The following is a 25,969-nucleotide window of genomic DNA, read 5'->3' on the forward strand; positions in this document are numbered from 1 at the left end:
TGCTCCTTGGGGGGACGGGTCAGGCGCCGAGCCAGTGACGGATGCGTTCGACCAGATGGTCGGCCTCGACCGGCTTGGTCACGTAGTCGCTCGCGCCGGCCGCCAGCGCCTTCTCCTGGTCGCCCGGCATCGCCTTGGCCGTGACCGCGATGATGGGCAGGTCGGCGTACTGGGCCATCGCGCGGATGCGGGCGGTGGCGGTGTAGCCGTCCATCTCGGGCATCATCACGTCCATCAGCACCAGGTCGATCTGCGGGTGGGCGACGAGCGTGTCGATGCCCTTGCGGCCGTCCTCGGCGTGCAGCACGTCGATGCCGTGCACCTCCAGCATGCTGGTCAGCGCGAACAGGTTACGGGCGTCGTCGTCGACGATCAGCACGGTCCGGCCCGTCAGCGAGGTGTCGATCTCGGCCCCGGAGAGCTGGTTGACGTTCCCGGCCCGGATCAGCGGCAGCACGTCGCCGGGCTGGTCGGCGGTCAGGTGCAGGGCGATGCGCTCGCGCAGCTCGTCGAGGCTGGACAGCAGCTCCAGCGGCTGGCCGCCCTCGCGCGTCTGCAACGGCACCGCCTGCTGGGAGCTGGCCCGCCAGTTGTTGTAGGCCAGGACCGGCACCGAGTTCAGGGCCTGGTCGCCGTCCATGGCCTCCAGCAGGCGGTAGGCGCTCTGGTCGGGCAGGTCGAGGTCGAGCACGATGCAGTGGCAGGGGTCGGCGGCGAGCGTGGCCGCGGCCTCCTGCGCTCCGGCGGCCGTGACGATCTCGATCGTCTCGTCCTTGCTCAGCGCCAGCTCCGTCACCACGCTCTCGGCCACGTGCGAGAGCAGGCCCTGCGGCCGCTCCTCGATCACGAGCAGGCGGCGCGGCTGCGGCTGGTGGGACCTGGCCGGAGCGGCCGCCTCCTGCTCGGGCGTGGTGACGCGGGCGGCCTCGACGACGACCGAGGGGTTGGCCAGGGCCTTCTTCGGGGAGAGCCCGATGAAGTCCGGCCGGGCGATCGGCAGGTAGAGGGTGAACACGCTGCCCTGGCCCGGCGTGCTCTGCGCCCCGATCGCGCCGCCGAGCAGGTGGGCGATCTCGCGGCTGATGGACAGGCCGAGGCCGGTGCCGCCGTACTTGCGGCTGGTGGTGCCGTCGGCCTGCTGGAACGCGCCGAAGATGGCTTCGAGCTGCTGGGCGGCGATGCCGATGCCGGTGTCGACCACCCGCAGGGCGATGGCCGCGCCGTGCTGGCGCACCGAGGCCGGCAGCTCGTCCTGGGCGGCCGGCTCGATGCGCAGCTCGACGCTGCCGGTCTCGGTGAACTTGACCGCGTTCGACAGCAGGTTGCGCAGCACCTGGCGCAGCCGCGAGTCGTCGGTCACGACCTCCACCGGGATGCCGGGGGCGTTCGTGATCGTGAAGTCGAGGCTCTTCTGCGACGTCATCGGCCGGAACGTGGCCTCGACGTAGTCCAGAAGCTGGCGCAACGGCACGCGTTCGGGGTTGATGTCCATCTTGCCCGCCTCGACCTTGGACAGGTCGAGGATGTCGTTGATCAGCTGGAGCAGGTCGGAGCCGGCCGAGTGGATGATCTCGGCGTACTCGACCTGCTTGGCCGTCAGGTTGCGCGTGTGGTTCTGGGCCAGCAGCTGGGCCAGGATGAGCAGCGAGTTGAGCGGCGTGCGCAGCTCGTGGCTCATGTTCGCCAGGAACTCGCTCTTGTACGTCGAGGCCAGCGTCAGCTGGTGGGCGCGGTCCTCCAGCTCCTGCCTGGCCTGCTCGATCTCCAGGTTCTTGGTCTCGATGTCCTGGTTCTGGCGGGCCAGCAGCGTGGCCTTCTCCTCCAGCTCGGCGTTGGAGCGCTGGAGCTCCTCCTGCTGCTGCTGCAACTCCTCCGACCGGGCCTGCAGCTCGGCCGCGAGCCGCTGCGACTCGGCCAGCAGCTCGTCGGTGCGGGCGTTGGCGACGATCGTGTTCAGGTTGACCCCGATCGTCTCCATGAGCTGGTCGAGGAAGGCCCGGTGGACCGGCGTGAACGCCTGCACCGAGGCCAGCTCGATCACGCCGAGCACCTGCTCCTCCACCACGATCGGCAGCACCACCACCGAGGCGGGCTCGATCGTGCCGAGACCGGTCGAGATCCGGACGGAGCCGGAGGGCACGTCGTCGACGGCGATGACCCGGCGGCTGCGGGCGGCCTGGCCGACCAGCGCCTCGCCGAGCCGGAACCTCGTGGGCCTGCCGGGGTCGGCCGGGTAGCCGTAGGCGCTGATGAGCTGCAGCTCGTTCTCCTCGGCCAGGAAGAACGCGCCGTACTGGGCGCTGACCAGCGGGGCCAGCTCGTTCATCACCAGCTCGGCGACGGCCGCCAGGTCGCGGTGGCCCTGCATGAGACCGGACATGCGGGCGAGGTTGGACTTGAGCCAGTCCTGCTGCTCGTTGGCGGTCGTGGTCTCGCGCAGCGACTTGACCATCGAGTTGATGTTGTCCTTCAGGTCGGCCAGCTCGCCCTCGGCGTCGACCGTGATCGAGCGGGTCAGGTCGCCGGAGGTGACCGCGCTGGTGACCTCGGCGATGGCGCGCACCTGCCGGGTCAGGTTGGCGGCCAGCTCGTTGACGTTCTCCGTCAGCCGCTTCCAGGTGCCGGACACTCCCTCGACCTCGGCCTGGCCGCCGAGCCGTCCTTCGCTGCCGACCTCGCGGGCCACGCGGGTGACCTCGGCGGCGAAGGAGGACAGCTGGTCGACCATCGTGTTGATGGTGGTCTTCAGCTCAAGGATCTCGCCGCGGGCGTCGACGTCGATCTTCCTGGTCAGGTCGCCCCTGGCCACCGCCGTGGTGACCTGGGCGATGCTGCGCACCTGGTTGGTCAGGTTGTCGGCCATCGAGTTGACGTTGTCGGTGAGGTCCTTCCAGGTGCCGGCCACGTTCGGGACGCGGGCCTGGCCGCCGAGCTGGCCTTCGGTGCCGACCTCGCGGGCCACGCGGGTGACCTCGTCGGCGAACGCGCTCAGCGTGTCGACCATGGTGTTGATCGTCTGGGCGAGCGCCGCGACCTCGCCCTTGGCCTCGACGGTGATCTTCTGCGACAGGTCGCCGCGGGCGACGGCGGTGGCCACCTGGGCGATGCTGCGCACCTGGCTCGTCAGGTTCGAGGCCATGACGTTGACGTTGTCGGTGAGGTCCTTCCAGGTGCCCGACACCCCTCGGACGGTCGCCTGGCCGCCCAGGTTGCCCTCGGTGCCCACCTCACGCGCCACCCGGGTCACCTCGTCGGCGAAGGCCGACAACTGATCGACCATCGTGTTGATGGTCTCCTTCAGCTCCAGGATCTCCCCACGCGCATCCACCCGGATCTTCTGCGTCAGATCACCCTTGGCCACCGCCGTGGTCACCTCGGCGATACTGCGCACCTGCGCCGTCAGATTGTCGGCCATCACGTTGACCGACTCCGTCAACGCCTTCCACGTACCCGACACACCCTTCACATCGGCCTGACCACCCAGCCGCCCGTCCGTGCCCACCTCACGCGCCACCCGCGTGACCTCGTCGGCGAACGACGACAACTGATCCACCATCGTGTTGAGCGTGTTCTTCAGCTCCAGGATCTCCCCACGCGCCGACACCGTGATCCGCTGGGACAGATCACCCCGCGCCACCGCCGTGGCCACCTGCGAGATGTTCCGCACCTGATCGGTCAGATTGCCCGCCATGAAGTTCACCGAGTCGGTCAGATCACGCCAGGTGCCCGCCACCCCCTCCACCTCGGCCTGACCACCCAGCTGACCCTCGGTGCCCACCTCACGCGCCACCCGCGTCACCTCGTCGGCGAACGACGACAACTGATCCACCATCGTGTTGACGGTGTTCTTCAGCTCCAGGATCTCCCCACGCGCATGCACCGTGATCTTCTGCGACAGATCACCCCGCGCCACCGCCGTCGTCACCTGCGCGATACTGCGCACCTGATCGGTCAGGTTGCCCGCCATCGCGTTCACCGACTCGGTCAGGTCCTTCCACGTGCCCGACACCGCCGGCACATCGGCCTGACCACCCAACCGCCCGTCCGTGCCCACCTCACGCGCCACCCGCGTCACCTCGGAGGTGAACAACGACAACTGATCGACCATGCCGTTGAACACCGAGGCGATCTCACCCAGCAACCCGTCGGCATCCTCGGGCAGACGAGTACGGAAATCACCGTCACGGACCGCCGTCAGCCCGCCGAGCAGCTGACGCAGCCGAAGCTCGCCGACCTCGGCGCCCCCGGACGCGGAACGGGAGCCACCGGTCATCGCTTCGCTCATGTCACCCTCGTGTCCTACGACGTGTCAGGACTGTCCTGCCGGTGACCTCGCGAACGGCCCCAATCAGGAGGCCATGATCGAGGTCACTGACGGAACAGTCGTGGTTGTTGGTCATCCGGATTCTAGAGCCGGCACTCATGATCTTCAGCCCCGAACGCCGAGATGCGGCGCGGGCCACTCACGACGACTCGCGGAGACTGCCGGGGCGCTGCGCGCCCATCGCGGCCACGGCGTCGCCCACCTGAGCGTGGACGGTCAGCGAGGACCACACGCCGGTGACCTGGAGCACACGCGCGGGCAACTCCTGCACGCCGGCCAGGCGAAGGACGCCGCCCCCTTCGAGCACCGCGGCGTTGAGGCGTAACAACACGTGCAGGCCGCGGCTGTCCATGAAGGTCAGCCCACCCAGGTCGAGCACCATCCCCGCCCCGGGCCGCAGGTGCCGTTCGGTGAAGGACTCCAGCCGCGGTGAGTTGGAGGAGTCGAGCTCGCCGATCACGGTCACCAGCACGCCGCCGGGCAGGTCGCGGCAGCTCATGCTCAGAGGCGTCACGCTTTCACCGGAGGCCGGGCAGCACGAAGGCCCGTCCGGCCGGAACGGCAGGCGGACGGGTGCGGCGGCCGACGAAGGAGGTCAGGCATCACAGACCGGCGGTGGGATCGGCTCGATCACATGTCCGACGCGGTCGCCCGGAGGGCGCGGCCACCCCGACTGTGCTGCCTCTCGATCGCCTGGCCTGCGGCTATGCCCTCGCCGCGGACGCGCCATGTCGCCGCTACGGCCGGGACTCAATCGCGATCATCTCCTCCGTGCCGCGGCGATCGGTGCTCGCCTCCAACCCTTGAGCCTTCAGCGGTGGCGGGTCAGCACATGAGACGAAGAATCCGGCTCACTCCTGTCCATAGAACGAAACGGGCACCAGAGGATCAATCGCGGCGAGGCTCGGCCGAGGAGCGGAGGGTGTCGCCGGGCGAGCAGCCGAAGGCGGCCCGGTAGAGCTGGGCGAAGCGCCCGGGGTGGAAGAAGCCCCAGCGGGCGGCGACGGCGGTCACCGTGGTGGCGGGACCGCCGGCCTTCAGCTCGGCGTGCGCGCGGGCCAGCCGGGCCTGGCGCAGGTATCCCAGCGGGGTGGTGCCGAGGTGCCGGCGGAAGGCGTACTGGAGGGCGCGGGCGCTGACCCGGGCGGCGGTGGCGATCTCGTCGATGCCGATGGGCAGGTCGGCGTGGTCGTCGATGAAGGCCGTCGCCCGGCGCAGCGCCTCGGGACGGATGGCGCCGGGGGCGGCGTCGTCGGCGTTGGTGGGCAGGGTGGTGAGCACGCTGGCGGCCAGGAGCTGCCCGGCGGTGGAGACGACCAGCGGCTCGGCGGCCAGCTCGGGGGCGGCCAGGACGTCGTCGCGCAGATAGGCGAGCGTGCGCCGCAGATGGCGGCCGGCGGCGGCGGAGACCGGGCGGTGCCCCACCAGCCGGACCGGCTCGGCCCGGCGGCCCGGCAGCGTGCCGGCCACCTGCTGCAGCAGCGCGGGGTCGAACATGATGATGTCGTAGCGCGAGCGGCGGATCTCGCCGGCGTAGGGCAGGTCGTGCGGGGCGAACAGCACCGTGTCGCCGGGGCCGAAGAGCTCGTCCGGCCCGCCGGCGACCTGCTGGGCGATGGTGCCGGTCTCGACCGCGCACAGGCACACCTTGCCGAGCGGGTTGACGTCGTAGCTCATCGCGTATTCGAGGTGGAGCTGGTCGATGCTGACCGAGCCCATGACCTGGCGCGAGATCCGGGTGCGGGGGTTCTTCACGTCGGAGCCGATGCGCATCTTGGCGTATGCCTTGCTGAGGAACTCCTCCGTCTGGCCGATGTCACGGCTGTCGAAGACCTCTGGGTCCATCGGACCACCTCTTTCCGGTCGGTGAGACCGCGCCTGCCGCGGCCCGTGCCGATTTTCGCAGGCACCTACGACAACGGCTGGACGAGGACGGGACAGGGCCCCCTGCCAGGGACGATCCGTTTTTGGTATACCATTTTCCGGGTGACTTCCTGGACGATCTCCAACGTGCGCCCCTGGGGCGGCGCCCCCGTGGACCTGACCATCGCCGGTACCCGGATCGCCGCCGTGCTCCCGGCCGGGACCACCCCGCCCGCCGGCGAGCTGATCGACGGCCGCGGCCTGCTGGCCCTGCCCGGCTTCGTCAACGCCCACGCCCACGTCGACAAGAGCTGGTGGGGCCGGCCCTGGGTGTCGTACGGCGGCGTGGCGACCACGCAGGGCCGCATCGAGCACGAGCGCGCCGAACGGGACAAGTACGGCATCCCCGGCGTCGACGGCACGGTGGCGGTGCTGCGTGAGTTCCTGCGGCACGGCACCACGGCCACCCGCACCCACGTCGACGTCGACCTCGGGGTCGGGCTGCGCGGCATCGAGGCCGTCCGCGAGGCCGTGCAGCGGCTCGACGGGGCGATCGAGGTCGTGATCGTGGCCTTCCCGCAGGACGGCGTCATCCGCCGGCCCGGCGTGCTCGACCTGCTCGACCAGGCGGCGCAGGCGGGCGCCACCAGCATCGGCGGCATCGACCCCGCGACCATCGACCGGGACCCGGTCGCCCAGCTCGACGGCCTGTTCGAGATCGCCGAGCGCCGCGGCGTCGGCCTGGACATCCACCTGCACGACGGCGGCGAGCTCGGCGCCTTCCAGTACGAGCTGATCATCGACCGCACGCTCAGGACCGGCCTTCAGGGCAAGGTCACCGTCTCCCACGGCTTCGCCCTCGGCGACCTGGCCCCCGAACGCCGGCGCGGCCTGCTCGACGACCTCGCCGCGGCGGGCATCTCCTGGGCGACGGTCGCGCCGGTGCGCACCGCGCCCCTCCCGTGGCGGGGCATGGCCGAGCGCGGCATCGGCCTCGGCCTCGGCACCGACGGGATCAGGGACCTGTGGTCGCCGTTCGGTGACGGCGACCTGCTGCGCATCGCCCTCGGCTTCGCCCGGCTGCACGGGCTGCGCTCCGACGACGAGCTCACCGCCGCCGTGGAGCTGGCCACGAGCAAGGCGGCGCCGTTCGTGCACCGGGACCGGCACGACCTCGTCGCGGGGGCGCGGGCCGACGTCGTGCTCGTCGACGCCGAGAACGTGCCGGACGCGCTCGTGCGGGTGCCGCCGCGGGCGCTCGTGGTCGCCGGCGGCCGGGTGGTCGCCCGCGACGGCGAAGTGCTCCTGGGCGCCTGACCCACGCGGGGTCAGGGACCGCCGGATCGCCGCCGGTCGGCGTGCTCCCTGATGAGCCGGCCGCTGGTCGCCCCGTGCCGGGCGACCAGCTCGCCGACGCGGGTCACGTCGCGGGCGGCGATCGCCTCGAAGAGCTCGCGGTGCTCGTCGGCGACCACCTGGAGGTCGTCGTGCCGGCCGAGCAGCCAGCGCATCCGGCTGCGCAGCACCTGCCCCAGCTCGACCAGCAGGTCGTTGCCCGCGATGGCGGTGGCCGTCTCGTGGAAGTCGGCGGCGGCCCGCCGGGCGCGGATCGCGTCGCCGGCGCGCGCCGCCCGCAGCTCCGCGTCGAGGTCGGCGCGCAGCCGCCGCAGGCCCTGCGCGTCGTGCCGCCGGGCGGCGAGCTGGAAGGTGACGGCCTCGAACGCCGAACGCACCTCCACCAGGTCGGCGACGTCGCGGGCGGTGAACTCGCGCACCACGGCCCAGGTGCGGGGCCGCAACGTGACCAGCCCCTCGGCGGCCAGGGTGGCCAGGGCGTCGCGCACCGGCACCCGGCTCACGCCGAGCTCGGTGGCCAGGTCGCGCTCGACGAGCTTGCTGCCCGGCGGGCGGACGCCGTCGAGGATGTCGTCGCGCAGCCGCCGGATGACGCGTACGGACTCGGGCTCGAACCCGGCTCCTGCCACCATGCCCCTCAGTCTCCCACCGGCGCCGGGCCGTCGGCGTCGTCGGCGTCCTGCCCGGTGTCGAGGCGCCGTGCCTGCTGCTGGAGGTGGGCGAGCATGACCTTGCCCGCGGGCGTCAGGGCGCGGGCCCCGGGCAGGGTGGCGCCGACCGAGCGGCGCACCGACGGCAGCGGCACCTGGAGTTCGAGGAGCTGGGGGTCTGTCCTGACGAAGAGCGCGGGCAGCGCGGCGATCATGTCCGTGCCGAGCAGCAGGGAGCGGATCGTCAGGATCGAGGTGCACTCGGTGCGGTCGGGTGGCAGCGGCAGCCCGTTGCGGTGGAACACCTGCTCCAGCTCCCGCCGCAGCGAGGTCTGCTCCAGCGGCAGGATCCACGGGTAGTCCAGCAGGCCGGCCAGCGCGCGGGCGTGCGCCGCCGGGTGCCCGGCGCGGGCGACCAGCAGCACGGGCTCGTTGTAGAGCGGGATCTGGCGCAGGTCCGGGCGGTCCTCGATCGGGTTGAGCCGGCCGAGGATCAGGTCGAGGTCGCCGCCGGTGAGCTGGGGGACCAGCGAGTCGAACGTGCCCTCCTTGACGATCACGGTGATGCCCGGCCGCTCGGCCTTGAGCGCGGCGATGGAGCGGGGGAGCAGCACGTTCGTGGCGGCCAGCAGGGTGCCGACGGTGACCGTGCCGGCCGTGCCGTCGGCCAGGCCGGCGATGCGCTCGCCCGCGCGGCGCAGCTCGGCCTGCACGGCGCGGGCGTGTTCGATGAACGCCTCGCCGAAGAGGGTGGGGGTGACGCCGCGCGATCCGCGGGTGAACAGCTCCACCCCGAGGATCTGCTCCACCTCCCGCAGCCCCCGGGTCACGGCGGGCTGGGCCAGGTGGAGGTGCTCGGCGGCGCGCAGGACGCCGCCCTGCTCGGCGATGGTGGTCACGAGCACGAGATGCCGCAGCTTGAGCCGGCCGCTCAGCAGGTCCAGCGGACGAGATATCACGAAATCATCATATGACCAGGGCTAACCTGCCCTATTTCGCTATGTCGGCGGCAACCGGCTGGTCACCCAGGCGTTCGGCGTCGTTGCGGGGGATCACCAGAGCGGCGACCAGGCTGATGACCGTCACCACGGCCAGGTAGGCGGTGATCGACAGCGAGGTCCCGGTCGAGGCGAACAGCGAGGCGGCCACCAGCGGCGTGATGCCGCCGCCCAGCAGCGAGGCGAGCTGGTAGGCCACCGACGTGCCGGAGTACCGGATCGCGACCGGGAAGAAGCTGGCGGTCAGCGTGCCCTGCGGCGCGTGCGTCATGGCCAGCACCGCGCCCATCACCACCATGAACAGCGCGATGAAGGGCTTGTTGCCGGTGTTGACGACCGGCAGGATCGCCAGGGCGCCGGCCAGCAGCACCACCGAGCCCCAGGTGAAGACGGAACGCAGCCCGTGCCGGTCGCCGAGGTGGGCCCACAGCGGCGCGGTCACCAGCCACACGGCGGCGCCGCCGATCACGCAGCTGAGCAGGAACGTGCGCGACAGGCCGGCCGCGGCCTCGCCGTAGCCGAGGATGTAGACCATGAAGATGTAGGCCACCGCGCTGTTGCCGATGATCACGCCGATCGTGTGCACCACCTCGCGCCAGTGGTCGCGCAGCACCACCGCGATCGGCAGCTTGACCGGCTTGCGCCGCTCGACCAGGTCGGCGTAGTCGGGGCTCTCCTCGATGCGCAGCCGCAGGTACAGCCCGACCGCCACCAGCACGATGCTGAGCAGGAACGGCACCCGCCAGCCCCAGGCCATGAAGCTCTCCTCGCCCAGCAGCGAGGACGTGCCGAGGAAGACGGCGTTGGCGCACAACATGCCCGCCGGGGTGCCCATCATCGGGAACGCCCCGAACAGGCCGCGCCGGCCCTTCGGCGCGTGCTCCATCGTCAGCACCACCGCGCCGCCGAGCTCGCCGCCCAGGCCGATGCCCTGGGCGATGCGCATCACCACGAGCAGCACCGCCGCCCACACGCCCAGGCTGTCGTACGTCGGCAGCACGCCGATCAGCGTGGTGCCGATCCCCATGATGAGCAGCGAGACGACGAGCGTGTTGCGCCGCCCGATCCGGTCGCCGAAGTGGCCGAAGACGATGCCGCCGAGCGGGCGGGCGAGGAATCCCACGGTCATGGTGCCGAAGGAGGCGATGGAGCCGGCGACCGGGTCCATGGCGGGGAAGAACTGCTTGTTGAAGACGAGGGCCGCGGCGGTGCCGTAGAGGAAGAAGTCGTACCACTCGATGGCGGTGCCGATGAAGGCGGCCCGCGAGACGCGGCGGGCGGCCAGGCGGCGATCTGTGTCCATCTCTCTGTGCCTTCCGAATGAGGGTACGGAAGAGGATGCACGCTGGTGGTATGCCAGAACGAATACCTATTCGGTCGGCAGGCATAGCAGAACCGACATATAACGAAATAAAGATAGCCAGGCGATATTTCGGTATTGGACTGTTATGGCGAGCTATCAGCAGAATGTCGACCATGAAGCCCGCGCACTACGTCAACGGCGTCTTCACGACGGCGGGGACGGACTTCCCCCTCATCTCGCCCGTCGACGGCCGTACCGTCGGGGCCGTCCCCGAGGCGTCCCGCGAGATCGTCGACGAGGCGGTCCGGGCCGCCCGCGCCGCCCTCGACGGCCCCTGGGGAGCCACCTCCACCGAGGAGCGGTGCGCGTACCTGCGCCGGATCGCCGACGGGATCGAGGCCAGGTTCGAGGAGTTCGTCGAGGCCGAGGCCGCCGACACCGGCAAGCCGCGCGAGCTGGCCGCGACGGTGGACATCCCGCGCGCCGCCGGCAACTTCCGCGCCTACGCCGACCTCGCCTACGGCCGCCCCGAGCGTGCCTACCCCACCAGCGTCCCGGCCTGGAGCGGCAGCGGGCAGGCGCTCAACTACACCGTGCGCCGCCCGCTCGGCGTGGTCGCCGTCATCTCGCCGTGGAACCTGCCGCTGCTGCTGCTCACCTGGAAGGTCGCACCGGCCCTGGCCGCGGGCAACGCCGTCGTGGCCAAGCCGTCGGAGGAGACCCCCTCCACCGCCACCCTGCTGGCCGAGGTGATCGACGCGGCGGGCCTGCCGGCCGGCGCGTTCAACCTGGTCCACGGCCACGGCGCGGGGGCGGCCGGCGAGCACCTGACCGCGCACCCCGGCGTGGACGCCATCGCCTTCACCGGCGCCTCGGCCACCGGCAGCGCCATCATGCGCAACGCCGCCGCGCACGTCACCCCGGTCTCCTTCGAGCTCGGCGGCAAGAACCCGGCCCTGGTCTTCGCCGACGCCGACCTGGAGGAGGCCGTCGAGGGCACGATCCGCTCCAGCTTCACCCACTCCGGCCAGATCTGCCTGTGCACCGAGCGCGTCTACGTCCAGCGCCCGATCTTCGAGGCGTTCACCCGGGCGCTGGCCGAGCGGGCCAGGGGCCTGCGCGGCTACGGACCGATGATCTCGGCGCAGCACCGCGACAAAGTGCTGTCCTACTACCGGCTGGCCGTCGAGGAGGGCGCGACGGTGCTGGCCGGGGGAGGCGTGCCGGAGTTCGGCGACGCCCGCGACGACGGCTTCCACGTCGAGCCCACCGTGATCACCGGCCTGCCGCCGCACGCCAGGACCGTCCGCGAGGAGGTCTTCGGCCCCATCTGCCACGTCGCCCCCTTCGACGACGAGGACGAGGCCGTCCGGCTGGCCAACGACAGCCCGTACGGCCTGGCCGCCACCGTGTGGACCACCGACCTGTCGCGCGCCCACCGCGTGGCACCCCGGATCCAGGCCGGCATCGTCTGGGTCAACTGCTGGAACCTGCGCGACCTGCGCACCCCGTTCGGCGGCGTGAAGGCCTCCGGCATCGGGCGTGAGGGCGGCGAGTACTCGCTCGACTTCTTCTCCGAGCCCGTCAACGTGTGCGTCAAGATATGAGGACAGAAGTGACAGACAACCATCGCGCCGCCGCGGCGCGGCTGCTGGAGGCGTACGCGTCCGGCCGCCCGTGCGAGCCGGTCCGCGACCTGGTCGACGGCCTGGAGGCGGCCTACGCGGTGCAGAGCCTGCTCACCGAGCACTGGCTCGGCGAGGGCAGGCGGATCACCGGCCGGAAGGTCGGGCTGACCAGCAAGGCCGTGCAGGCGCAGCTCGGCGTCGGCTCGCCCGACTTCGGCGTGCTGTTCGCCGACATGGCGGTGCCCGACGGCGAGGAGATCCCGGCCGGCGCGGTGCTCCAGCCGCGCGCCGAGGCCGAGGTCGCGCTCGTGCTCGACCGCGACCTGCCGCACGAGCGTCACACGGTCGCCGACGTGATCGCCGCGACGGCGTTCGCGCTGCCCGCGATCGAGGTCGTCGGCAGCCGCATCCGCGACTGGGACATCACCCTGGCCGACACGGTCGCCGACAACGCCTCCTCCGGCCTGTACGTGCTCGGCACCCGCCCGGTCCCGTTGCGCGACGTGGACCTGCGGCTGGCCGGGATGGTCATCGAACGGCGCGGCGAGCAGGTCTCGACCGGCGTCGGCGCGGCCTGCCTGGGCCATCCGCTGCACGCCGCGGTCTGGCTGGCCGACACGCTGGCCGCGCTCGGCCGTCCGCTCCAGGCGGGCGACACCGTGCTGACCGGGGCGCTCGGTCCGGTCGTCCCGGTGCGGCCGGGCGACGTGCTGGAGGCCCGCATCGACGGGCTGGGCGACGTCCGCGCCGCCTTCGCCGCCGACGACGAGAAGGAGGAGCGGTGAACGCGCTCGCCGAACGCCTGGACGAGGCCACCCTGACCGGCCGCGCCATCCCCCGCCTGACCGACGCGGCCGACCTCGACGTGCCCGCCGCGTACGAGGTGCAGCGCGCCCTGATCGAGCGGCGGCTGGCCCGCGGCGAGCGGCTCATCGGCGTCAAGATGGGCTTCACCAGCCGCGCCAAGATGGCCCAGATGGGCGTGGACGACGTCATCTGGGGCCTGCTCACCGACGCCATGCTGGTGGAGTCCCGGCTCGACACCGCCGGCCTGATCCACCCGCGGATCGAGCCCGAGATCGCGTTCCTGCTGGACCGGCCGGTGCGCGGCACCGCCGACGTGGCCTCGGCCGTCGGCGGCGTCGCGGTCGGGTACGAGGTGCTCGACTCCCGCTACGAGGGCTTCAGCTTCACCCTGCCCGACGTCATCGCCGACAACGCCTCGGCCAGCGGCTTCGGCGTCGGCCCCTGGCGCCGCCCGAAGGACGCCGGCGACATCGGCAACCTCGGCCTGGTCATGGAGATCGACGGCCGCCAGGTCGCCGGCGGCTCGTCGGCGGCCATCCTCGGCCACCCGCTGCGCGCGCTGACCGCGGCCGCCCGGCTGACCAGGGCCGCCGGGATCGAGATGGAGGCCGGCTGGATCGTCCTGGCCGGGGCGGCCACAGCGGCGGTGCCGCTGCCCGCCGGGGCGCACGTACGTGTCGCCGCCGCCGGCCTCGGACACGTGGAGGTGACCACCCGATGAGCGACGCGCTGCTGGTCGAGGGCAAGGCCCGGCCCCGCGGCCGGTTCCCGCACGTCAAGCGGGCCGGCGACTTCGTGTTCGTGTCGGGCACCAGCTCGCGCCGCCCCGACGGCTCCTTCGCCGGGGCGAGCGCGGACGAGCTGGGCACCACCAGCCTCGACATCCGCGAGCAGACCAGGGCGGTGATCGAGAACATCGCCGACCTGCTGGCCGCCGCCGGAGGCGGCCTGGAAGACGTGGTGAACGTGACCGCGTACCTGGTCAGCATGAACGACTTCGGCGGCTACAACGAGGTCTACGGCGAGTACTTCGACGAGAGCGGCCCCGCCCGCACCACGGTCGCCGTCCACCAGCTCCCGCACCCGCACCTGCTGATCGAGATCTCCTGCACCGCCCTCATCCCCCAAAGGAGCCAGGCATGATCCCCCCCTTCAACCTGAACAAGTGGATCGACGAGCACCAGGACCTGCTCAAGCCGCCGGTCGGCAACGCGCAGATCTGGAAGGACGCCGACCTCATGGTGACGATCGTGGGCGGGCCCAACCAGCGCACCGACTTCCACGACGACCCGATCGAGGAGTTCTTCTACCAGCTCAGGGGCGGCATGGTGCTGCGGGTCATGGAGGAGGAGGGCAAGCCGCCGGTGGACGTGCAGATCGGCGAGGGCGACGTCTTCCTGCTGCCGCCGCACGTGCGGCACTCGCCGCAGCGGCCGGTGCCCGGCTCGATCGGCCTGGTCGTGGAGTTCGCCCGCCCGCAGGGCGCGCTGGACGCCTTCGAGTGGTACTGCGTCAACTGCCACCGCCTGGTCCACCGCGCCGAGGTGCAGCTCCAGTCGATCGTCGACGACCTGCCGCCGGTCTTCCGCGCCTTCCACGAGGGCGACCGCACGTGCCCCCACTGCGGCGCCGAGCACCCCGGCAAGGACTGGCCGGACCACCTGCGGCCGGTGGTCCGGTGACGATGATCGACGTGCACGCGCACGTCTTCCCGCGGATCTCCCGCGAGGAGGCCAGGACGCTCGCCGGGGCCGGTGAGCCGTGGCTGCGCGACGGCATGATGATGAGCGGCGAGGACGACTATCGCCCGGTCACGCCGGAGCTGTGGGACGCCGGGGCCCGCGTGGCCGCCATGGACCGCATCGGCGTGGCCGTGCAGGCGGTCTCCTCGACCCCGCTGCTGTTCGGCTACGCGGCCGAGCCGGCCCGTGCCGCCGAGTGGTGCGCCATGGTCAACGAGCGCGTGCTCGACCACTGCGCGCATGCGCCCGACCGGCTGCTGCCGCTGTGCCAGGTGCCGCTGCAGGACGCCGCCCTGGCCGCCAGGACCGTCACCGAGGCCAAGGCCGCCGGTCACCGAGGCGTGCACATCGGCAACCACGTCGGCGAGCGCAACCTGGACGACCCCGACATCGTCGCCTTCCTCGCGCACTGCGCCGAGCTGGACATGCCGGTGCTCGTCCACCCCTGGGACATGCTGGGCGCCGACCGCATGCGCGGCCACATGCTGCCGTGGCTGGTCGGCATGGCGGCCGAGACCCACCTCGGCATCCTGTCGCTGATGTTGTCCGGGGCGTTCGAGCGGCTGCCGAGCTCGCTGCGGCTGTGCTTCTGCCACGGCGGCGGCAGCTTCGCCTACCTGCTGGGCCGGGCCGACAACGCCTGGCACCAGCGCGACATCGTCCGCGAGCACTCGCCCAGGCCGCCGTCGGCCTACACCGACCGCTTCTACGTGGACTCGGCGGTGTTCGACCCGCGCGCCCTGCGGCTGCTGGTCGAGGTGATGGGGGCCGAGCGGGTCATGCTCGGCACCGACTTCCCGTTCCCGCTGGGGGAGCAGGAGCCGGGCGCGGTGGTGCGCGCCTGCGCCGAGCTGGACGAGCAGGGCCGCGCCGCCGTCCTGGGCGGCAACGCTGCCGCCTTCCTGGGGCTCGGGGGATGACGGTCGCCGAGACGCCGCTCGGGGCGTTGCGCGGCGTCCGGGGCGGCGGCGTGAGCACGTTCAAGGGGGTGCGCTACGCCGCGCCCGCCCGCCGGCTCGCCGCGCCGGAGCCCGCGCGCCCCTGGCCGGGCGTCGCGGACGCCCGCACCCCCGGCCCGCCCGCCCCGCAGCGGCCCGGCCGCATGGCCTGGGTGCCGGGCCTGGAGATCGACCCGGCCACGTCGGCCGAGGACTGCCTGTTCCTCAACGTCTGGACGCCCGCCACCGAGGGGCGCCGCCCGGTGCTGGTCTTCCTGCACGGCGGCGCGTTCGTCTTCGGCTCGGGCTCCCAGGCGATGTACGACGGCACCGCGCTCGCCCGTGACCACGGCCTGGTCGTGGTGACCGTGAACTACCGGCTCGGCCTGCCGGGCTTCTGGCACGGCGACGGCGTGCCGGCCAACCTGGCGCTGCGCGACCAGATCGCGGCCCTGGAGTGGGTGCGCGCCAACATCGCGGCCCTCGGCGGCGACCCGGCGAACGTCACCCTGGCCGGGCACTCGGCGGGCGGCACCTGCGTGCTGGCCCTGATGACGTGCGCGCCCGGCCTGTTCGCCAGGGCGGCGGCGATGAGCCCCGTCCCGTACGGGTTCCGCACGCCCGCCGAGGCCGCCGCCTGGACCTCCGTGGCACGCTCGGCGCTCGGCGGCGACCCGTACGCCGTGCCGCTCGCCGGGCTGCTGGCCGCCGAGGAGGCCGCCGTACGCGCCTGCGCCCCGGCCGCGGGGCTGCTGCCCGCCGCGCCCGTCGTGGACGGCGACCTGCTGGCCGTCCACCCGGTGGAGGCCGTCCGCACGGGCGCCGCCGCGCGCGTCCCGCTGCTGGTGACGACAACGGCCGAGGAGACCCGCCTGTTCACCGCGATCGGCCAGGACGGCCTGGACACCGGCGAGCTCTTCGCCGGGCCCGCCCAGGAGCTCGCCGACGCCCATCACGGCCCCGCCGGGCACCACGTCTGCGGGCACCGCTCACCCATGAGCCACGGCGGCGTCGACCTGGGCGCCTGCCACCTGGTGGACGTGCCCCTCTACCTCGGCACCCACGGAACGCCGCTGACGGGCACGGGCCCCCGCGTGGACGCCCTGGCCCACTCGATGAGCACCGCCTTCGCCCGCTTCTGCCACGACGGCACGGGCCCGTGGACGACCCCGGCCGGCCGCGAGGCGGACGGGGTCACGGGCCGTCGGGGGTGGTGAGGGGATGGCCGGGGAGCGGGGTGGACAGGATCATGGTGCTGGAGGGCGGCCCGTAGACCGCCAGGCGGTCGATCAGGTCCTCGAAGGCGACCATGGAGACCGCCACGATCCGCAGGATGCTGCACACGTCGCCGGTGACCCGGTGGATCTCGCGGACCTCCGGCCAGCCGGCCACCTCGGGGTCGCGCAGCACGCAGCGCGTGCCGTAGCAGGACATGCGGATGAAGGCCGAGACCGGCCAGCCGGCCCGCACCGGGTCCACCGTCGCGTGGTAGCCGGTGATCACGCCCGACTCCTCCAGCTTCCGTACGCGGTCGGCGACCGAGGGCGCGGACAGGTGGATCCGGCGCGACAACTCCTTGAGGGAGAGCCGGGCGTTGTCCTGGAGCTCGCGCAGCAACTCCCAGTCGGTCTCGTCCACGATCATGCCTTCCGTTCGTAAGCCTCAAATCCAGATTTATACCAAAAAATAAGCCTATATCGCGATATCGCCTTCCATGTGGCATTCCTTCTCCATCATCCCGACGCCATCATGGGGACAGCAGGCTAAGAGAAGGGCAAGCGCGTGGACGCGACGCGACAGTTTTTGGCAGTGCGGCCGACCACGGCGGAGGAACGCGCCGAAAGAGCCAGGGCGACGGGCGGAGCTCCCACCCTGGACTTCGAGACCCGCACCCCCTACGACGCCTACGTCCGCACCGACGTGCTGCACGAGCTGCAGCACCCGATGAGCGACGACGCGGGCGAGATGTCGTTCCTGATGATCACTCAGGTGATGGAGCTGTACTTCAAGCTCATCGCCTTCGAGCTGCGCAACACGCAGGAGCGGCTGCGCGCCGACGACGTGTGGGGCGCGCTGGACCCGCTGCGCCGTACCGCATTGCACCTGGAGGGCCTGAACGCGAGCTGGCGCGGCCTGCGCTGGATGACCCCCGCCGACTTCAACCGCTTCCGGGACGAGCTCGGCGAGGCCAGCGGCCTGCAGTCGGCGATGTACCGGCACGTGGAGTTCCTGCTGGGGCTGAAGAACCCGGCCCTGCTGCGCCCGTTCAGACGCCAGGACCGCACCCACCGCGACCTGCTCACGACCCTGGAGTCGCCGAGCCTGTGGGACGACGCCATCGCCCTGCTGGCCCGGCGCGGCCACGACCTCCCCCAGGAGCTGCTGGAGCGCGACTTCGCCGTCGAGCACGAGCCGCACCCGGCCGTCGAGCGGGCCTGGGTCGAGGTGTACCGCGACACCGGCCCCGGCAACGCGCCGCGGCTGCTCGGCGAGGCGCTGACCGACGTGGCGGAACAGTTCGGCGACTGGCGCTACCAGCACGTGACGGCGGTCCGCCGGTCGATGGGCGCCAAGCCCGGCAGCGGCGGCTCCAACGGCCTGGCCTGGCTGGAGCGCAGCATGGCGCGGGTGGTCTTCCCCGAGCTGTGGTCCGCCCGGACCCACATGTGAAGAACGGACGAGACGTGATCGACGACTGGAAGCCCGCCGAGCAGGACGCCCTCCGCCGCGACCGCGACGACCCGGGCCACCGCGAGCTCTTCCTGATCCCGCCCGCCGACGGCGGCGGCCACCCCGAGTGCGCCTACTTCGCCGGCAACTCCCTGGGCCTCCAGCCCCGGGCGACGGCGGCGGAGCTGGCCGAGGACCTGGAGGCATGGGGCCGGCTCGGCGTGGAGGGACATCTGGAGGGGGCCCGTCCGTGGCTGCCCTACCACGAGCGGCTCACCGGCCCCGCCGCCCGGCTGGTCGGGGCGCTGCCCGAGGAGACGGTGGTGATGAACTCGCTGACCGTCAACCTGCACCTGCTGATGGTCTCGTTCTACCGGCCGCGCGGCACGCGGACCCGGATCCTCATCGAGGACACCGCGTTCCCCTCCGACAGCTACGCCGTGCGCAGCCAGGCCCGGCTGCACGGCCTCGACCCGGACGAGACGGTGGTCCGGCTGGGCGGCGGCCAGGAGGTGCTGGACTTCCTGGAGCGCGAGGGCGACACGGTCGCGCTGGTCCTGCTGGGCGGCGTCAACTACCTGACCGGCGAGCTCATGGACATCCCGGCGATCACGGCGGCCGGCCGGGCGAGCGGCGCGGCCGTCGGCTGGGACCTGGCGCACGCCGCCGGGAACGTGCCGCTGGAACTGCACGCGTGGGGGCCGGACTTCGCCGCCTGGTGCTCCTACAAGTACCTCAACTCCGGGCCCGGCGCCCTCGGCGGCGTGTTCGTCCACCAGCGGCACCTGGGCGACCCGGCGCTGCAGCGGCTGGAGGGCTGGTGGAGCACCGAGCAGGCGACCCGGTTCGAGATGGCGCCGGTCTCCCGGCCGCCGGCCAGCGCCGACGCCTGGCAGGTCTCCAACCCGCCGATCTACGCGATGGGCCCGGTACGCACCTCGCTCGGCGTCTTCGACCGGATCGGGATGACCGCCCTGCGGGCCCGCAGCGTACGGCTCACCGGATACCTGGAGAGCCTGCTCGACCGGGTCACCCCCACCAGGCCGCTCACGGTGGTCACGCCGCGCGACCCGGCCCGCCGGGGCTGCCAGCTCTCCCTGCGCGTCGAGCGCGGCGGCGCGGCCGAGCTGACCCGGCGGCTGCGCCACGAGCACGGGGTGATCGCCGACGCCCGCGAGCCGGACGTCGTCCGCCTGGCGCCGACGCCCCTGTACTCGACCTACCACGACTGCTGGCGCGCGGCCGTCGCACTGGCCGAGTGCGTCGAGGAGGACCGATGAACGTCACCGTGGTCGGCGCGGGCCTGACCGGCTGCCTGCTCGCCTGCTACCTGGCCCGGCGCGGCCTCGACGTGACCGTGTACGAACGGCGGCCCGACCCGCGCGCCGGGCTCGCCGAGCGCGGCCGGTCGATCAACCTGGCCATCTCCGAACGCGGGCTGGACGCGCTGCGCCGGATCGGCCTGGAGGAGAAGGTCATGGCCGGCGCGCTGCCGATGCGCGGCCGGATGATCCACCCGGTGGACGGGCCGCTGGACCTCCAGCCGTACAGCCACGACGGGGTGCGCTCGATCAACTCCATCAGCCGCGGCGCGCTCAACAACACGCTGCTGGACGCCGCGGAGTCCGCGCCGGGCGTGAAGATCTTCTTCGGGCACCGGCTGACCGGCCTGGACCCGGCGACCGGCGCGATGGAGTTCGACACCGCGGCCGGCCCGGTGCGCGCGGCGGGCGGCGTGGTGCTCGGCGCCGACGGGGCCGGCTCGGCCGTACGGGCCGAGCTGGTGGCCCACCGGGGCATCAGGGAGAGCCTGGACTTCCTCGGCCACGGCTACAAGGAGCTGACGATCCCGGCCGTGGCCGGCGAGTTCGCCTTCGACCCCGGCGCGCTGCACATCTGGCCGCGCGGCACCTCGATGATGATCGCGCTGCCCAACCCCGACCGCTCCTTCACCTGCACGATGTTCTGGCCGACCGACGGCACGTCGAGCTTCGCCTCGCTGAGCGGCCCGGCCGCGATCGAACGTCACTTCCGCACCCACTACCCGGACGTGCCCCCCCTCGCGCCCGGTCTGGTAGAGGAGTACATGGAGAACCCGGTCGGCCGGCTCGGCACCGTCCGCTGCGCGCCATGGCAGACGGACGGCCGGGTCGGCCTGATCGGCGACGCGGCGCACGCCATCGTGCCCTTCTACGGCCAGGGCGCCAACTGCGGTTTCGAGGACGTGACCGTGCTCGACCGGTGCCTGACCGAGACCGGCGGCGACTGGGCCCGCGCGCTGCCGCTGTTCGAGCTGCGGCGCAGGGACGACACCGACGCGATCGCCGAGATGGCGCTGGCCAACTTCGTCGAGATGCGCGACAAGGTGGCCTCCCCGGTGCACCGGCTGACCAGGAGCGTGGAGCACCGGCTCGAACGCGCGCTGCCCGGCCGCTACGTGTCGCGGTACGAGCTGGTGTCGTTCTCCACGGTGCCGTACGCGCAGGTCAGGCGGCGGGTACGGCGGCAGCACCTGCTGCTGGCCGGGGCCGCCGGGGTCGGGGCCGCGCTGCTGGCGGCGGGCGCGGCCGGGCTCGCGCGGCTCACCTCCCGCCGGTCCGGCGGGAGGTGAGGGTGGAGAACCGCGCCGTCCTGACCCGCCCGGCGCCCGGTCCGGTCCGCGTCCTGCGGTACGGGGCCGACGCCGACCAGGTGATCGACCTCTGGCCGGGTGAGGGACCCGTGGTGGCGCTGGTGCACGGCGGGTTCTGGCGCCCGGAGTACGACCGGACGCACCTGCGGCCCATGGCCAACGCGCTGCATCGGGCGGGGTGCGGCGTGGCCGCCGTCGAGTACCGCCGCAGGCCGGGAGATCCGGCGGCGGCGGTCGCGGACGTGCGGGCCGCGGTCGGCCTGCTGCGGCCGTCGGTGGTCGTCGGCCACTCGGCCGGCGGCCATCTCGCCATGTGCGCCGCGCCGGGCGGGACCGCCGTCCTGGCCCTGGCCCCGGTCGCCGACCTGCGGCTGGCCGCGCGGCTGGACCTCGACGACGGCGCGGTGACGGACTTCCTCGGCGGGCCGCCGGACGACCACCCCGGCCTGGACCCGGTACGGCTGCCGGACCGGCGAGGCCCGCTGGTGATCGTGCACGGCACGGCGGACGAGCGGGTCCCCCTCCAGGTCTCGGAGTCGTACCTGGCGGCCCACCCGGGGACGTCGCTGGTGCGCGTCCCGGGGGCGGGCCACTTCGTGCTCATCGACCCGGAGAGCCGTACCTGGCCGCTGGTCAGGCGTGAGCTGACCGCTCTGCTGCCCGCCTGACGGCGTCCGCCGCGAGCAGCGCCGCGCCGAGCTGCACCGCGACCAGCGAGCGCAGCGGGATCGGCGTGCTCTGCGCGTCGGCCTCGGCCTCCTCGAACCACTCCTCGAAGCGCGCGCCGAGCCGGGCGCGCTCGGCCCGGACGGCGGGCGTCGGGTTGCCCGCGGCCAGCTCGGCGTCCAGCATGCGCAGGTAGGTGCCGCAGTACCGCAGCCGCATGAGGTGCACGAGCTGCCGGCCGCCGACCACCTCGGCCACCGTGGCCGGGCGGTCGGTGCCGGGCAGGTCCTCCCACTCGCCGATGAACTCGTCGTGGGTGCCGACGAAGTCCTCCAGCGCCCGGCGGAAGGCGGAGCGCACGGTCAGGTCGCTCTCGACGCGGGCGAGGGAGGCGGCCAGCTCGCCGATCAGGTCGCGCTGCCCGGCCACGCAGTCGCTGATCGACTCGTGGTACTTCCGGCCGGTCGGGGTCTGGTCGGCGACGCGGGGATCGGCCCAGTAGGGCAGCTCGGTGACCAGGTGCAGGGCGCCGAAGCGGTCGGCGTAGTCGACGCTGCCGCCGCCGGTGCCGTACGTCGGGCCGATCTCGGCGCCCCGCGGGGTCAGGTAGGCCGCCGGCGCGATCTGGACGGCGCTCGGCAGCTCCGGCGGGCCCATGTGCAGGGGCAGGCCCTCGTCCGCGGCGATGGCGGTCAGGCGGGCGGCGAGCGCGGGGTCGTTCCGGCTGAGGTAGTAGAAGGCGCCCTGGAGCTCGCCGTTGTGCAGGGAGTAGACGAGGGCGGGCCGGACCTCGTCCATCAGCCGCATCAGCGCCTCGGTCTCCGGCAGCGTGCGGTCGAAGAAGTAGTCCTCGCCGGTCAACGGGAAGGTCCATTCGACCTGGTCGGCCTCGGCCGGGCGGTAGAAGTGCTCGGCGTAGGCGCGGCGGTCGCTCGGGCGGGCGTACCAGCCCTCGTTGAGCCGGGCGCCGTCGGGGTCGACGCAGGGGACGAGGTGCCAGCGGAAGCCGAAGTCCTCCCGCAGCGCGGTGTCCTCGATGAGCTGACGCAGCAGCGTGCTGACGGTGAGCGCGCCGATGGGCTCGTTGGGGTGGGGGCCGCCGATGATCACGGCGTCGTGGGGGCCCGCGCCGATGGTGGCCACGCGCAGCGGCTCGCCGAGGCGGGAGGTGCCGATGCGGCGCAGGCGCACCAGGTCGGGGTGGGCGGCGGCGAGGTCGTCGAGCTCGGCGTGCATCTGGTCCACCGTCGGGAACGCGGTGAAGTCGGGCACGCGGCTCATGTGGGGGGCGACGTCCATTTTCGGGCCTCCTGATAATCTGGATTATTCTAGTAAATCAGATTATCTTTACGGCATGCAGGAGATGTCATGCGGCTGACCAGAGCGGAAAGCAAGGCCGCCAACAGGCGCGCGCTGATCGAGGCCGCCCGCGAGATCGTCGGCAGGGACGGCTCGAAGGCCAAGCTGGAGGACATCACCGAGCTGGCCGGCCTGACCACGGGGGCGGTCTACTCGTTGTTCGGCGGCAAGAACGGGCTGATGGCCGCCATGGTCGACGACTACGTCGGCCCGCTCGACCTGCGCACGCCCGATACCGGCGGGCTCGGCACACTGCTGGCGGAGGTCGTGGCCGAGATCGCCCGCCGCTTCCTGCGCATGTCGGCCGACCCGCAGGCGACCGGCCGGATGTTGTTCGAGGCCCGCGTGCTCGACCTCGTGCTCAACGACCCCGACCTGCACCGCAGGCTCAACACCTCGATCAGGTCGACCGAGGTCGAGCTCGCCGCGCTGTTCACCGGCCGCGAGCACGGCGGGGCCGCCGTCACCGAGGACCAGGCGCTCCGTCTGGCCCGCGCGCTGTCGGCCCTGCTGTCCGGGCTCGGCCAGAGCGTCGTGCTCGGCGCCCACGAGGCCGACGAGGAGTTCTTCGTCGAGACCGCCCTGGCGCTGATCACGCCGAAGGTGCTCGGACCGGCCTAGATCACGGCCGGGGTTCGGGGGGACCACACGGCCGCACGTCACCCCACCCCGAAAGGCAGAACCATGTCCAGATCCGGCTTCGGCGTCATCGGCGCACCGGTGTTGTTCATCGGCGTCCTCCAGACCATGGAGATGACGCTCTCTCCCGCGCTCCCGCTCGTCCAGCAGGACCTGGGGGCCTCGCCCGGCGCGCTCGCCTGGATCTTCACCGGCTCGCTGATCAGCTCGGCGATCGCCACCCCCATCGTCGGCCGCCTGGCCGACATGTACGACAAGCGGCGCGTGCTGCTCGCGCTGATGGCGATCAGCGGCGCCGGGGTCCTGCTCGCCGCCCTGGCGCCGAACATCACCCTGATGATCACGGGCATGGCGATCGAGGGCATCTGGCTGGGCGTGCTGCCCCTGACCGTGGGGCTGTTCCGCGACACCCTCACCCCCGAACGCGCCGCCACCGGCAACGGCCTGATGGTCGGCGTCGCCGCGCTGGCCAGCGCGCTCGGCCTCATCCTGGCCGGGCCGATCACCTCGGCCCTCGGCTACCGGTCGCTGTTCCTGCTGGCCGCGGGCGGGGTGGCGGCGGCCGCCCTGCTGGCCTGGTTCACCGTGCCGTCCACCCCGCGCGCGGCCGGCGGTCGCGTCGACTGGGCGGGCGGGCTGCTGCTCGGCGGCGGCGTGGCCCTGGTCATGCTGGGCCTGACCGCCGTCTCCAGCTGGGGCTGGACGTCCCCGGCCACCCTCGCCCTGTTCGCCGCCGCCGTGCTGACGCTGGGCCCGTGGGTGGTCGTCGAGCTGCGCGTCGCCGACCCGCTCGTGGACCTGCGGCTGCTGGCCGGACGCACCCCGGCCGGGGTGACCGCCATGGGGGTGCTGCTCGGCTTCGCCTCCTTCGGCCTCGTCGTCGCCCTGCCGATGATGCTGGCCGCGCCCGCCGGCACCGGGTACGGCCAGGGCGCCGACACCCTGTGGATCGGCATCTACATGTTCCCCATGGGCGTCGCGGGCACCGTGATCGCGCCGCTGGTCGGGCCGATGACCAGGCTGCTCGGCCGGCGCGCGGTGCTGGTGCTGGGCAGCGTGCTCGTCTGCGCCGGGACCGGCGGCCTGGCCCTGTGGCACTCCGCCGCCTGGCAGGTCATGGCCGCGGTGACGGTCATCGGGCTGGGCGCCTCCATCGGTCTCACCGCCGGGCTCAACGCCGTGGCCGCCGACGTGCCCGGCGACCGCGCGGCCGGGGTCAGCGGCGTGGTCTTCGTCGCCAAGAGCATCGGCGGCACGTTCGGGGCGCAGCTCGGCGCCATGGTGCTGGCCTCCGGCGCCGTCGCCGGGGTGCCCACCGAGCAGAGCTTCGTCGACACGTACCTGCTGTCGGCGGCGCTCGGCCTGCTGGCCGTCGCCGCCGCCTTCGTGATCCCCGCCACTGTGCGGAAGACGCAAGAGGGGGAGGCGGTTTCTGCCCTGGCGACGAAGCCGTCCGTCCTCCCCGGTGAAAGCCTGTGACGATGACGAACGTCTACATCTCCATCGACATGGAAGGCGTGGCGGGCATCGCCACCATGGACCAGGTCTCCCGGGCCGGCCACGGCTACCCGCGGGCGCAGCGCCTGATGACCGCCGAGGCCAACGCCGCCATCGAGGGCGCGTTCGCGGCCGGGGCGGCCAGCGTCCTGGTCAACGACAGCCACGGCACCATGGACAACCTGCTGCACGAGGAGCTCGACCCGCGCGCCCGGCTGATCTTCGGCACGCCCAAGCTCGACTGCATGGCCGAGGGCATCTCGGCCGAGCACGACGTGGCCATGTTCCTCGGCTACCACGCCGCCGCCGGCTCGCCGGGCGTGCTCGCCCACACCTACTCCTCGCACTTCTACGAGGTGCGCCTCAACGGCGCGATCGTCTCGGAGGCCGAGGTCAACGCCCTCCAAGCGGCCGCCGTCGGCGTGCCGGTGGGGCTGCTCACCGGCGACGACGTCATCTGCGACGTCGCGGGCAAGGCGTTCCCCGGGGTGCGCACGGTCGCCGTGAAGATCGCTCACGGGCACACCGCGGCCGACAGCCTCTCGCCGGCCGAGGCGCGGCGGCTGATCAAGGAGGCGGCCGCGGAGACCGTGCGCTCGGCCGGCGAGCTGCGGCCGCTCGAGCTGCCCGGCGTGCTGGAGCTGGAGATCGACATGCCCACCACACCCGCCGCCGAGCTGGGCGAGCTGGTGCCGGGCGTGCGCCGGATCGCCGACAAGACGCTCGCGGCCACCTTCACCACCCCGAGGGAGGTGCTCGGATGCGTGACGACCTGCTACCACCTGGCGGCGGACGCCATGATCGCCAGGATGGCCCTGTACGGCAGACCAACCAGGTAGCCTCCAGGTTTGCCGCTCCGGACAAGCGTTTCGAACCAGGACATCCAGATACTTGAAC

General features: G+C 72.6%; 23 protein-coding genes. 15 read left to right on the plus strand and 8 right to left on the minus strand.

The annotated features are described in order from the left end of the window. Nucleotides 1-19: 19 nt before the first annotated feature. The 3 genes from ACNF49_RS24135 to ACNF49_RS24145 all read right to left on the minus strand — a co-directional run bounded on the left by ACNF49_RS24135 (nucleotide 20) and on the right by ACNF49_RS24145 (nucleotide 6,169). Nucleotides 20-4,285, minus strand: a complete 4,266-nt coding sequence (locus ACNF49_RS24135) for a HAMP domain-containing protein (protein WP_482945054.1) — start codon at nucleotides 4,283-4,285, stop codon at nucleotides 20-22. A 178-nt stretch (nucleotides 4,286-4,463) separates the two neighbouring features. Next, nucleotides 4,464-4,838, minus strand: a complete 375-nt coding sequence (locus ACNF49_RS24140; RefSeq protein WP_482945055.1) for an STAS domain-containing protein — start codon at nucleotides 4,836-4,838, stop codon at nucleotides 4,464-4,466. Between the two features lie 374 nt (nucleotides 4,839-5,212). Further along, nucleotides 5,213-6,169: a helix-turn-helix transcriptional regulator gene (locus tag ACNF49_RS24145; protein ID WP_482945056.1), complete on the minus strand. Its 957-nt coding sequence runs from the start codon at nucleotides 6,167-6,169 to the stop codon at nucleotides 5,213-5,215. 141 nt (nucleotides 6,170-6,310) lie between these two features. On the opposite strand from ACNF49_RS24145, the gene ACNF49_RS24150 reads away from it, so the two are divergent. Continuing rightward, entirely contained in the window at nucleotides 6,311-7,504 is a 1,194-nt protein-coding gene (locus ACNF49_RS24150; RefSeq protein WP_482945057.1) for an amidohydrolase, read from the plus strand. 11 nt (nucleotides 7,505-7,515) lie between these two features. On the opposite strand, the gene ACNF49_RS24155 is transcribed toward ACNF49_RS24150, so the two are convergent. Genes ACNF49_RS24155 through ACNF49_RS24165 form a run of 3 tightly spaced genes read right to left on the minus strand, consistent with a single transcriptional unit; the run spans nucleotide 7,516 to nucleotide 10,494 of the window. Beyond that, entirely contained in the window at nucleotides 7,516-8,175 is a 660-nt protein-coding gene (locus ACNF49_RS24155; RefSeq protein ID WP_357981734.1) for a GntR family transcriptional regulator, read from the minus strand. A 5-nt stretch (nucleotides 8,176-8,180) separates the two neighbouring features. Further along, the gene (locus ACNF49_RS24160; RefSeq protein WP_482945058.1) at nucleotides 8,181-9,152 is read right to left on the minus strand and encodes a LysR substrate-binding domain-containing protein; all 972 of its coding nucleotides are present in this window, start codon (nucleotides 9,150-9,152) and stop codon (nucleotides 8,181-8,183) included. A 31-nt stretch (nucleotides 9,153-9,183) separates the two neighbouring features. Continuing rightward, on the minus strand, nucleotides 9,184-10,494 hold the full coding sequence (locus ACNF49_RS24165; RefSeq protein WP_357981728.1) for an MFS transporter: 1,311 nt from the start codon (nucleotides 10,492-10,494) through the stop codon (nucleotides 9,184-9,186). Between the two features lie 173 nt (nucleotides 10,495-10,667). On the opposite strand from ACNF49_RS24165, the gene ACNF49_RS24170 reads away from it, so the two are divergent. From ACNF49_RS24170 to ACNF49_RS24200, 7 genes are read left to right on the plus strand one after another with little or no spacing between them, the layout of a single operon-like run. Next, nucleotides 10,668-12,101, plus strand: a complete 1,434-nt coding sequence (locus ACNF49_RS24170; RefSeq protein WP_482945059.1) for a 2-hydroxymuconic semialdehyde dehydrogenase — start codon at nucleotides 10,668-10,670, stop codon at nucleotides 12,099-12,101. A gap of 8 nt (nucleotides 12,102-12,109) precedes the next feature. Continuing rightward, nucleotides 12,110-12,907: a 2-keto-4-pentenoate hydratase gene (locus tag ACNF49_RS24175; protein ID WP_358001374.1), complete on the plus strand. Its 798-nt coding sequence runs from the start codon at nucleotides 12,110-12,112 to the stop codon at nucleotides 12,905-12,907. After that, a complete protein-coding gene (locus tag ACNF49_RS24180; RefSeq protein ID WP_357981719.1) occupies nucleotides 12,904-13,650 on the plus strand; it encodes a 2-keto-4-pentenoate hydratase in 747 nt (248 codons plus the stop codon). The genes ACNF49_RS24175 and ACNF49_RS24180 overlap by 4 nt, the downstream gene beginning before the upstream one ends. Then, entirely contained in the window at nucleotides 13,647-14,072 is a 426-nt protein-coding gene (locus tag ACNF49_RS24185; protein ID WP_352325096.1) for a RidA family protein, read from the plus strand. Before ACNF49_RS24180 ends, ACNF49_RS24185 begins: the two co-directional genes overlap by 4 nt. Continuing rightward, nucleotides 14,069-14,611 carry a 3-hydroxyanthranilate 3,4-dioxygenase gene (locus ACNF49_RS24190; RefSeq protein WP_357981713.1) on the plus strand — a complete coding sequence of 181 codons (543 nt, stop codon included), beginning with the start codon at nucleotides 14,069-14,071 and terminating at the stop codon, nucleotides 14,609-14,611. The genes ACNF49_RS24185 and ACNF49_RS24190 overlap by 4 nt, the downstream gene beginning before the upstream one ends. 2 nt (nucleotides 14,612-14,613) lie before the next feature. Next, on the plus strand, nucleotides 14,614-15,591 hold the full coding sequence (locus ACNF49_RS24195) for an amidohydrolase family protein (RefSeq protein ID WP_482945578.1): 978 nt from the start codon (nucleotides 14,614-14,616) through the stop codon (nucleotides 15,589-15,591). Next, on the plus strand, nucleotides 15,588-16,826 hold the full coding sequence (locus ACNF49_RS24200; protein ID WP_482945060.1) for a carboxylesterase family protein: 1,239 nt from the start codon (nucleotides 15,588-15,590) through the stop codon (nucleotides 16,824-16,826). Before ACNF49_RS24195 ends, ACNF49_RS24200 begins: the two co-directional genes overlap by 4 nt. On the opposite strand, the gene ACNF49_RS24205 is transcribed toward ACNF49_RS24200, so the two are convergent. After that, nucleotides 16,804-17,253 (minus strand): Lrp/AsnC family transcriptional regulator, encoded by a 450-nt coding sequence (locus ACNF49_RS24205; protein WP_357981706.1) that lies wholly within the window; start codon nucleotides 17,251-17,253, stop codon nucleotides 16,804-16,806. The two genes, ACNF49_RS24200 and ACNF49_RS24205, sit on opposite strands and share 23 nt — an antisense overlap. 165 nt (nucleotides 17,254-17,418) lie before the next feature. Between ACNF49_RS24205 and ACNF49_RS24210 the strand changes: the two genes are divergently transcribed. Genes ACNF49_RS24210 through ACNF49_RS24225 form a run of 4 tightly spaced genes read left to right on the plus strand, consistent with a single transcriptional unit; the run spans nucleotide 17,419 to nucleotide 21,579 of the window. Continuing rightward, on the plus strand, nucleotides 17,419-18,279 hold the full coding sequence (locus tag ACNF49_RS24210) for a tryptophan 2,3-dioxygenase (RefSeq protein ID WP_482945061.1): 861 nt from the start codon (nucleotides 17,419-17,421) through the stop codon (nucleotides 18,277-18,279). A 14-nt stretch (nucleotides 18,280-18,293) separates the two neighbouring features. Then, nucleotides 18,294-19,559: a kynureninase gene (gene kynU, locus ACNF49_RS24215; protein WP_357981700.1), complete on the plus strand. Its 1,266-nt coding sequence runs from the start codon at nucleotides 18,294-18,296 to the stop codon at nucleotides 19,557-19,559. Then, nucleotides 19,556-20,890, plus strand: coding sequence for an FAD-dependent oxidoreductase (locus ACNF49_RS24220; RefSeq protein ID WP_482945062.1), 1,335 nt, complete (start codon nucleotides 19,556-19,558; stop codon nucleotides 20,888-20,890). The genes kynU and ACNF49_RS24220 overlap by 4 nt, the downstream gene beginning before the upstream one ends. Before the next feature lie 2 nt (nucleotides 20,891-20,892). Continuing rightward, the gene (locus ACNF49_RS24225; protein ID WP_357981694.1) at nucleotides 20,893-21,579 is read left to right on the plus strand and encodes an alpha/beta hydrolase family protein; all 687 of its coding nucleotides are present in this window, start codon (nucleotides 20,893-20,895) and stop codon (nucleotides 21,577-21,579) included. On the opposite strand, the gene ACNF49_RS24230 is transcribed toward ACNF49_RS24225, so the two are convergent. After that, nucleotides 21,545-22,876, minus strand: coding sequence for a M14 family zinc carboxypeptidase (locus ACNF49_RS24230; RefSeq protein WP_482945063.1), 1,332 nt, complete (start codon nucleotides 22,874-22,876; stop codon nucleotides 21,545-21,547). The two genes, ACNF49_RS24225 and ACNF49_RS24230, sit on opposite strands and share 35 nt — an antisense overlap. A 69-nt stretch (nucleotides 22,877-22,945) precedes the next feature. On the opposite strand from ACNF49_RS24230, the gene ACNF49_RS24235 reads away from it, so the two are divergent. The 3 genes from ACNF49_RS24235 (at nucleotide 22,946) to ACNF49_RS24245 (ending at nucleotide 25,911) form a co-directional block, all read left to right on the plus strand. Continuing rightward, on the plus strand, nucleotides 22,946-23,557 hold the full coding sequence (locus ACNF49_RS24235; protein ID WP_482945064.1) for a TetR/AcrR family transcriptional regulator: 612 nt from the start codon (nucleotides 22,946-22,948) through the stop codon (nucleotides 23,555-23,557). Nucleotides 23,558-23,620: 63 nt separating this feature from the next. After that, nucleotides 23,621-25,054, plus strand: coding sequence for an MFS transporter (locus tag ACNF49_RS24240; protein WP_482945065.1), 1,434 nt, complete (start codon nucleotides 23,621-23,623; stop codon nucleotides 25,052-25,054). Nucleotides 25,055-25,056: 2 nt separating this feature from the next. Further along, nucleotides 25,057-25,911: a M55 family metallopeptidase gene (locus ACNF49_RS24245; protein ID WP_357981682.1), complete on the plus strand. Its 855-nt coding sequence runs from the start codon at nucleotides 25,057-25,059 to the stop codon at nucleotides 25,909-25,911. The last annotated feature ends 58 nt before the right edge of the window (nucleotides 25,912-25,969 follow it).

This window comes from Actinomadura sp. ATCC 39365 (genome assembly GCF_054392275.1).

Excerpts from the sequence above, each read along its gene's own strand:
- ACNF49_RS24245 (WP_357981682.1), top strand. The coding sequence starts at position 25,057 with ATGACGAACGTCTACATCTCCATCGACATGGAAGGCGTGGCGGGCATC.
- ACNF49_RS24145 (WP_482945056.1), bottom strand. The coding sequence starts at position 6,169 with ATGGACCCAGAGGTCTTCGACAGCCGTGACATCGGCCAGACGGAGGAG.
- ACNF49_RS24165 (WP_357981728.1), bottom strand. The coding sequence starts at position 10,494 with ATGGACACAGATCGCCGCCTGGCCGCCCGCCGCGTCTCGCGGGCCGCC.
- ACNF49_RS24155 (WP_357981734.1), bottom strand. The coding sequence starts at position 8,175 with ATGGTGGCAGGAGCCGGGTTCGAGCCCGAGTCCGTACGCGTCATCCGG.
- ACNF49_RS24235 (WP_482945064.1), top strand. The coding sequence starts at position 22,946 with ATGCGGCTGACCAGAGCGGAAAGCAAGGCCGCCAACAGGCGCGCGCTG.
- ACNF49_RS24220 (WP_482945062.1), top strand. The coding sequence starts at position 19,556 with ATGAACGTCACCGTGGTCGGCGCGGGCCTGACCGGCTGCCTGCTCGCC.
- ACNF49_RS24170 (WP_482945059.1), top strand. The coding sequence starts at position 10,668 with ATGAAGCCCGCGCACTACGTCAACGGCGTCTTCACGACGGCGGGGACG.
- ACNF49_RS24190 (WP_357981713.1), top strand. The coding sequence starts at position 14,069 with ATGATCCCCCCCTTCAACCTGAACAAGTGGATCGACGAGCACCAGGAC.
- ACNF49_RS24185 (WP_352325096.1), top strand. The coding sequence starts at position 13,647 with ATGAGCGACGCGCTGCTGGTCGAGGGCAAGGCCCGGCCCCGCGGCCGG.
- ACNF49_RS24205 (WP_357981706.1), bottom strand. The coding sequence starts at position 17,253 with ATGATCGTGGACGAGACCGACTGGGAGTTGCTGCGCGAGCTCCAGGAC.
- ACNF49_RS24240 (WP_482945065.1), top strand. The coding sequence starts at position 23,621 with ATGTCCAGATCCGGCTTCGGCGTCATCGGCGCACCGGTGTTGTTCATC.
- ACNF49_RS24135 (WP_482945054.1), bottom strand. The coding sequence starts at position 4,285 with ATGAGCGAAGCGATGACCGGTGGCTCCCGTTCCGCGTCCGGGGGCGCC.
- ACNF49_RS24230 (WP_482945063.1), bottom strand. The coding sequence starts at position 22,876 with ATGGACGTCGCCCCCCACATGAGCCGCGTGCCCGACTTCACCGCGTTC.
- ACNF49_RS24200 (WP_482945060.1), top strand. The coding sequence starts at position 15,588 with ATGACGGTCGCCGAGACGCCGCTCGGGGCGTTGCGCGGCGTCCGGGGC.
- ACNF49_RS24195 (WP_482945578.1), top strand. The coding sequence starts at position 14,614 with ATGATCGACGTGCACGCGCACGTCTTCCCGCGGATCTCCCGCGAGGAG.